Consider the following 6869-nt stretch of genomic DNA (forward strand, 5'->3'; position numbering starts at 1 on the left):
GCGAATAAATCTCAGTTTACTGGCCTTGTTGCCCCGAAATAGTCGTCTCCCGCCCACCTGTAGGGGGCGATTTTCACCACCTTCCCGCGCCCCGGAGCTGTGATCATCTGCCCGTTTCCGATGTAGATGGCGACGTGGTGAATGTTGGTGGCGGTGCCGTAGAAGACCAGATCGCCGATTTGGAGTGGTGCTCCGGGTGGGACGACGGGCCCGGCCGCGTACTGGGTCTGCGCGGTGCGGGGCAGGTCGATCCCGGCGGCCAGATAGGCGGCCCTGGTGAGTCCGGAGCAATCGAAGCCACCCTCGGCCGGGCCGTCCCCACCCCATAGGTAGGGAATGCCAAGCTGACCCTGGGCATAGATGACGGCGGCATAGCCAGAGTCGGGCGGCGCGGTGTCGGTCCCAAAGCTGCCACCGGTCGATTTGTACTGGGTGGCCTGGGTGACGACCTGGGCGATGTAGGCGTCGGAATGGTTGTACGCCCACAGTGCGCCGGTCAGGTCGGTGGCGACATGATTGTCGCACAGATAGGCGGCAGCGGCGTAGATGGCGTCTTGGGCGTTGTAGAGCGACGGTGGGTTTGCGCCGCCTGCTGGTAGCGGGTGGTGGGCGATCACTTCGGCGAAGGTGGGGCCGAGGAACTGCATGGGACCCGCGGCGCCCGCGGAATTGGTGCCGCTGGTGACGCCCGGCAGCCGACTGCGACCATGATCGGATTCGACGCTGCCGATGGCGGCGAGCGTTGTCCAGGACAGGCCGGGGCAGGTGACAGCGGCCTGCATGTAAAGGGTGAGGTAGGCGGGTGGAATGTCATCAAGCGCGGTCTGGCTGGGGCTTCCTCCACTGCTGTAGCTGCAGCCGAGGAACCAGCCGACGACCGGGGCGCACAGGACACGGGTGGCCAGCTGGCCGGCGGCGGCACCCATGAGCACGATGAGCAGGATCACCGCGGCGAGGGCGGCGGTGAAATATTTGGTCGTGGCTGTTCACCCCTGGTACTGGGTGGGGGGCATCGGCGCGGGCGGGCGCAGGCCCGACCCGGCGGGCCGGGCGTGCGGCCGGTCGGAGACTGGCGCGGGCGGTGATAGGTGGGGCCAGGCTCGGGGCAGCTGGTCGAGGGTGAGTCGGCCGGCTTTGCTGGTGGTGAGGGGCAGCCAGCGGGCGGGGGTTGGGTCGAGCTGGTCGTCGGGTGGGGCGAGGGTGGCGGCGGTGGTGGCGATCGGGACGGTGTGCGGACGGTCGAGTCCGGCGGCGGCGTCGGCCAGAGCGCGGCGGGCGCGGTTCTCCCGGTTGGTGGTGGGGAACCAGAACAGGACCGGGGTGGTGATGCCGGTCGCGGTGGCGAGCCGCCCGTATTTGCTGATCTTCGCGGCGAGGCGTGGGTAGGGTTCGGTCGCCCAGTCGAGTTCGAGGAACCACTCGACATCACTGTGCGGTGTGGTCCAGCGTCCGTAGGCGTCGGGGCGGACGATGTCGCCGAACGCGGCCCGGGTGCGGGCTTCTGACCACCAGGCGGTGAGGGTGCCGGGTGGGTAGGGCTGGCGGGCGTGGTGGATGAGGTGGGTGAAGAAGCCGTTGACGGCGACGCGGTGGGCGAGTTGGGGCCAGTAGGCGACGCCGAGGGCCCGCTCGTGCCGGTAGCCGGTCGCGGTCAGGTCGATGCCGTCTTCGGCGGCGAGCAGGGCGGCGCCGGCGACGTCGCACACGTAGTGCGCGGGTGGCATGCCTTCGCCGAGGGGGCTCAGGGGCTGGAAGCGGTCGAGGACGCGCCAGCGGTAGAGCTGGAGTAGCCGTTCGTTGGCGGTACGCCGGGTGGTGAAGGCGGCGTGGACGAGCTGGTGGGTGGTTAGGACTCGGTGTTCGTAGACGAGCCGGGTGATCCAGCGGTCGCGGGGGCTGAGGTGGGGGGTGAGGTTCGCCAGGTGTGCTGCGTCGGCGACGACGCGGGCGGCGGGGCGCAGCGGGGCGCGCAGGGCGCGCTGGGGCAGTGGCTTGGCCATGAGGGGGTCCTTCGAGGTGGCAGACCGGGGCGCGGTCAGGCGATGCGGCGTGGGTCGGAGGTGGGCTGCGGACGCGGATCGGTGGGCGGCGGCGCGGGCCGGGTGGCGGGGGTGGCGGCGCGGCGGCGTAGGTAGCGGCGGATCTGGGTGGCGCGTCCTGGTACCGGGGGCGGCAGTTTCTCGGTGACGAGGGTGAAGGCGGGGGCTTCTTCTCCGCCGACGACGAGGCGCGCGGCGGCGTGGAACACACCGAGGTTGGCCAGGTCGTGCACGCCGAGCCGGGGCTCGGTGTGGCGGGCGAGCCGGCGGGCGTCCTCTGGACTGACCGTAAAATAGATTTTCGAGCGGGCGTTGGCGCCGATGCTTTCTTCCAGGTGCCGCGGTAGCTGGGTGAGGTTCTGATGGGCCAACGTGAGTGACAGCCGGTAGCCGCGGGCGGCGGCGAGCATGTCTTCCAGCGCGTACGGAAGCATCAAAAAATTGTGCGCTTCGTCCAAATACAGGCTGGCGTCCGGCCTTTTGCTTTGGGGTAGGCGGGCGCGGCGGGTGGTGGCCTGCCAGACGGCGGAGACGACGATCGAGCCCATGAGTGCTGCGGTCTCGACGCCGAGGGCGTCTTGGGCGATGCGGACCAGGCAGACCCCGCCGTCGTTCAGCACCTGGTCCATGTCGACGGTCGAGGGGCCGGCGGCGATCGCGGCCCGCACGAACGGTCGCAGCAGAAAGCCGCGGAGTTTGTTCATGAGTGGGGCGACGACATGGCCGCGGGCGCCATCGGAGAGGGCTTCGTACCAGCTCCAGAAGCCGGCCAGGATGTCGTCGTCGATCTCCCCGAGCGCCCGGTGTCGGTAGGCGGTGTCGGTCAGCAGTTTCGGCAGGTCGGTCAGGACGGGGACGCCGGGTTGGGCGGCGAGGGTGAGCAGGCTCGCCCGAAAGATGTCCTCGGTGCGTGGCCCCCACGAGTCCGCGTATACCCGGGAGAAGATCGAGACGAGGTTGTCGACGGCCCTGCCCCGGTCGGGCTGGTCCAGCGGGTTCAGGCAGGGGGGCCGGCTGGAGGATTCGGCATCGAACAGGACGAGCCGGTCGAGAGCGTCGGTCGGGTAGCGGGCGAGGATGTCGACGATTTGATCCCCCTTGGGGTCGACGTTGACCACGCCCCGGCGGGCGAGGATGTCGTCCAAGGTCATGCGGGCGAGCAGTTCGGATTTGCCGGCGCCGGTCGCGCCGAGGACGTGCAGGTGATGGCGGGCGTCCGGGATGCGTAGGCCGACTGGCCGCGGGTGCCCGGCGTCGGTTCGTCCGAGCGGGCGGACGTTCGGGCCGGGGCCGGAGACACCGGGCGGCGGGGCGATGGCTTTCGCGCCGGCGCGTTGCAGGCCAGGGGTCGCTTCGTCGACCGGTAGGTGTGCCAACGCGGCGAGTTCGGTGACCGAGAGCAGGTCGCCGCGGTCGAACTGGCGGGCGGCGAGGACGGGCAGTGGGTGGCGTAGCCGGATGCGGCGGAAGTAGTTGTGGTCGCCGTAGGCGGCGAACGCGCTGGCGAGAGCGTGTGCCCGGCCGCGGAGCTGGCTGGCGGTCTGGGCGGTGGTGGTGGTGTCGGTGTGCTCGTCGAGGACTGCGGCGATGGCGTAGCGGACGCGGACCTCGTAGGGGGCGCCGCGCTGTTTGGTGACGATGGCGCGGTCTTCTGCGGACAGGGCGAGCGAGGTTTGCGGGTCGACCTTGGCCGTGGGGGTGGCGGTGCGGCGGCGTTGCCGGGTGCGGCCGGTGTGGGGGGTGAGCAGGTCCAGCAGCGCGCCGATCAGGTGTGTGGAGCTGCCGGTGCGTAGCCGGCGGGCGGCCCGCCGGGACTTCGTGACGCGGCGGCCGGTGACGGGGCGGGCCAGGATCTGCACCGCCGCCCGCTGGGTGCGTGCCAGGCTGCCGGGAGCGCCGAGCAGGGCCCGGATCGGATCGGCATCATGATCGGTGCGGATGGGGAGCGCTTCAGGTCGGGCGAGGCGTAGTTCGCCCCCGGCGGCGAGCAGCCGCCGGCCGGGCCGGGCGGTGACGGGTAGCGGTGCGCGGGCGGGCGTGGAGTGGGTGTGCGCGCCGGGCCAGGCCGCCTCGACGGCGCGTTCGACCATGCCGGCGGGCACGACCCCGGGCACCCAGATGTGGATACGGACCCCGTCGGCGGTGAACTGGTATTCCCAGACGAGGTGCGGCTGGCCGATCAGGCGTCGCCAGCCGGGGCGCAGCAGGCCGAGCAGGTTCGCCCACAGCGCGGCTCCGCCCGCCGGGTCGACGGTGGGTGGGGCCAGCACGGTGACCAGCCGCGCGCCGGAGGTCAGCTGTTGCTGGTAGCGGCGGCGCATCCGCCGGCGCCCGGTGAGAAGGCCGGCGACGGTGAGGGTGAGCAGCGGACCGGCGACGGGTCCCCAGGCCAGCGCCCCCGCGCTCAGCTGGGCGAGGATGTGGTGGAGGAAGCCGGCGGGGTCGGTCAGGTAGGCGGTGAGCGGCGAGGACGGTGTGGCGGGCGCCGCGGCGAGTAGGCCCATGGTTACGATCTCCTTGCGGTTACGGCGGTGCGGTCAGGCGGCGTCGAGGTAGATCTGGCCGTCGTCATCGGCCGGGTCGCCCGGCACGGCAAGATCGAGGAAGCTGTCGTCTTGCGGGTCGGCGGCGAGTTCGGCTGGGTTGGTCGTGATCAGGTGGTGCTCGACCTGCGAGGCCAGGGCCTGGAACGCGACCCGCTGTGCCCCCGCGGCGAGGAGTCCCTGTCCGCGGTCGGCGGACAGCAGGAACTGCCGTTCGCCCTGGGACAGGTCGAAAACCTGGGTGATCTCATCGATCGCCTGCGGTGCCTGCCGTAGCAGAATCTGCGTCGCGGCATTGGTGACGATCGCTCGGCCGAGGTCGGTCGCCAACACGTCGGCGGTGTCCTGAGTCGCGACCGTCAGGCCTGCCCAGTATTTGCGGGAGCTTTTGGCCATGCGGAACAGGAAGTCCGCGCCTGCGCGCTCGCGCATGAGTAGCCATGCCTCATCGACCACGACCAGGCGGGGCCGCCGGTCAGCGGGGTTCGACACCCGCCGCCAGATGGCGTCGAGAACGAGCAGCGTCCCGATCGGCTTCAGTTCGTCTGGCAGGTCGCGTAGGGAGTAGACGACCAGGTGGCCGTCGCCGCGGCCGGTGGTCGGCCCGTTGAACAAGCCGGAGAACGCCCCCGCCGTGAACGGGTGCAGCCGGGCGCCGAGCGTTACCGCTGCTGGGTCCTGTGAGGCGGCCAGGGTCGCGGCGAGATCGGCCAGCAGCGGAGCCGGCCGGCCCCAGCTGCGCGGGTCGGAGCTGATCCCTGCTGCCTGGTAGGTCGCGGTGATCGCGACGTCGAGGGCTGCCCGTTCGGCTGCGGTCAGCTGGCCGACGAGCACGGCGATGGCGGTGTGCAGGAACAGGCTGCGGCGCACCAGCGCGTCACGCGGCGCGGTCCGACGGCCGTCGGGGGTGGTCTGGATGGGCAGGTCGAAGGGGTTGATCCGCACCCCGTCGCCGCCGAGATGCAGGTAGCTGGCGCCGACCGCGGAGGCTAGCCGGGCGTATTCGTCTTCCGGGTCGACGACGTGGATCTCGATGCCCCGGTAGAGCGAGCGCAGGGCTTCGAGCTTGACCAGATAGGACTTCCCGGCGCCGCTGCGGCCGAGGATGATCGAGTTGTGGTTGTCGATGTCACCGAACCGGTCCCAGTGCACCAGCCCGGAGCTTGCGACGTTGAGCCCGTAGAGCACCCCGGCCGGCGCGAGCGAGGTCGGGTCGGCGGGCGGCAGGTCGGGGCTGGTGAACGGGAACGCCGCGGACAGGGCCGACGTGTCGAAGGTGCGGCGCATCCGCACCTGGTCCAGTCCCAGGGGCAGGGTACTGACCCAGCCTTGCAACGACCGGTAGCTGACGGGTTTGGCGTCGAGCAGCAGGCTGGCCGCCAGGGCCCGCACCGCGGCGACCTCGTCGGCCAGCGCGTTCTCGCTCGCGGCGTGGACGGTGAGGTACAGGCCGAGTCGGAACAGCTTGCCCTCGCCACGGGCAACGCGGGAGGACAGCTCATAGGCGTCCTCGGTCGCCGCCTCGACCTGCGGGTCGATCAGCTGGCCGCGTTCGTCGCCGACCTGCCGGCCGGACTCCAGCCGGGACAGCTGCCGGCGCAGCCGGCTCGCCGCGGTGACCGGGTCGATCGGGTCGACGTGTACCGCGACGTCGAGGCGGCCCGGGTAGGTCAGCAGCGGGGCGAGCCAGCCGGCGTGGACCTCACGCGGATAGCCGGTGATCGCCATCGTGGCGAGGACGTCCCCGCCGACATCCAGGTGACGGGGCGCGATCGACAGCGCGTCCGGGACGAACGCCGCTGCGGCGGCATCCACCGGCTGGGCGGACGGGTTGCGGGCCGGTGCGGAGGCCCGGCGGCGGCCTCGTCTGCTCATCGGGCCTGTCCCCTTCGTGCTGTGTGTCGTGTTGACCGTCGGGAGCCGCCCTCGGAGCGCGGGGCGGGTGGATCCCAGAAGTCGGGGTCGAGCGGGCCGTGCCCGTCGCCGTCGTCGAACCGGTCGCTGTAGCCGGGTTCGACGGCTGCGTCCGGGTCCTCGGACCCGTCGTCGTTCAGGAAGCCGTCGTCTCCGGGGTCGGGCTGGTAGGCCGCGTAGCCCTCGGGAAGGTCGCCGGTGATGACCTCGTCGGGTGCGGCGAGCGCGGCCGGCGGCACCAGGCCGGCCGGGTTGCAGGCGGCGGCCAGCACGCTGGTTGCCGTGCCGGCATCCAACGGGGTGACGACGATCCCTGCCGGTGCCAGCAGGTCGGTGGCCTCGGCGAGCCGGCGGGCAAGCCGGGTGTGCGCGG

Annotated in this window: 4 protein-coding genes and 1 pseudogene; all 5 read right to left on the bottom strand. The window is 71.5% G+C overall.

Features of this window, described 5'->3' with window-relative positions:
* Positions 1-11 precede the first annotated feature (11 nt).
* Positions 12-947: a bifunctional lysozyme/C40 family peptidase gene (locus tag ND747_RS05800; RefSeq protein WP_251732418.1), complete on the bottom strand. Its 936-nt coding sequence runs from the start codon at positions 945-947 to the stop codon at positions 12-14.
* A 39-nt stretch (positions 948-986) separates the two neighbouring features.
* Positions 987-2000 (bottom strand): replication-relaxation family protein, encoded by a 1014-nt coding sequence (locus ND747_RS05805; RefSeq protein WP_251732419.1) that lies wholly within the window; start codon positions 1998-2000, stop codon positions 987-989.
* 35 nt (positions 2001-2035) lie between these two features.
* Positions 2036-4543: a TraM recognition domain-containing protein gene (locus ND747_RS05810; RefSeq protein WP_251732420.1), complete on the bottom strand. Its 2508-nt coding sequence runs from the start codon at positions 4541-4543 to the stop codon at positions 2036-2038.
* Between the two features lie 33 nt (positions 4544-4576).
* Positions 4577-6457, bottom strand: a complete 1881-nt coding sequence (locus ND747_RS05815) for a VirB4 family type IV secretion system protein (RefSeq protein ID WP_251732421.1) — start codon at positions 6455-6457, stop codon at positions 4577-4579.
* Positions 6454-6869, bottom strand: a pseudogene (locus tag ND747_RS05820) (PrgI family protein); the annotation flags it as partial. The pseudogene ND747_RS05820 and the gene ND747_RS05815, both read right to left, overlap by 4 nt.

The sequence above is a fragment of the Frankia sp. R82 genome, from assembly GCF_023716925.1.
In the GTDB taxonomy this organism is placed as follows: Bacteria; Actinomycetota; Actinomycetes; order Frankiales; family Frankiaceae; genus Frankia.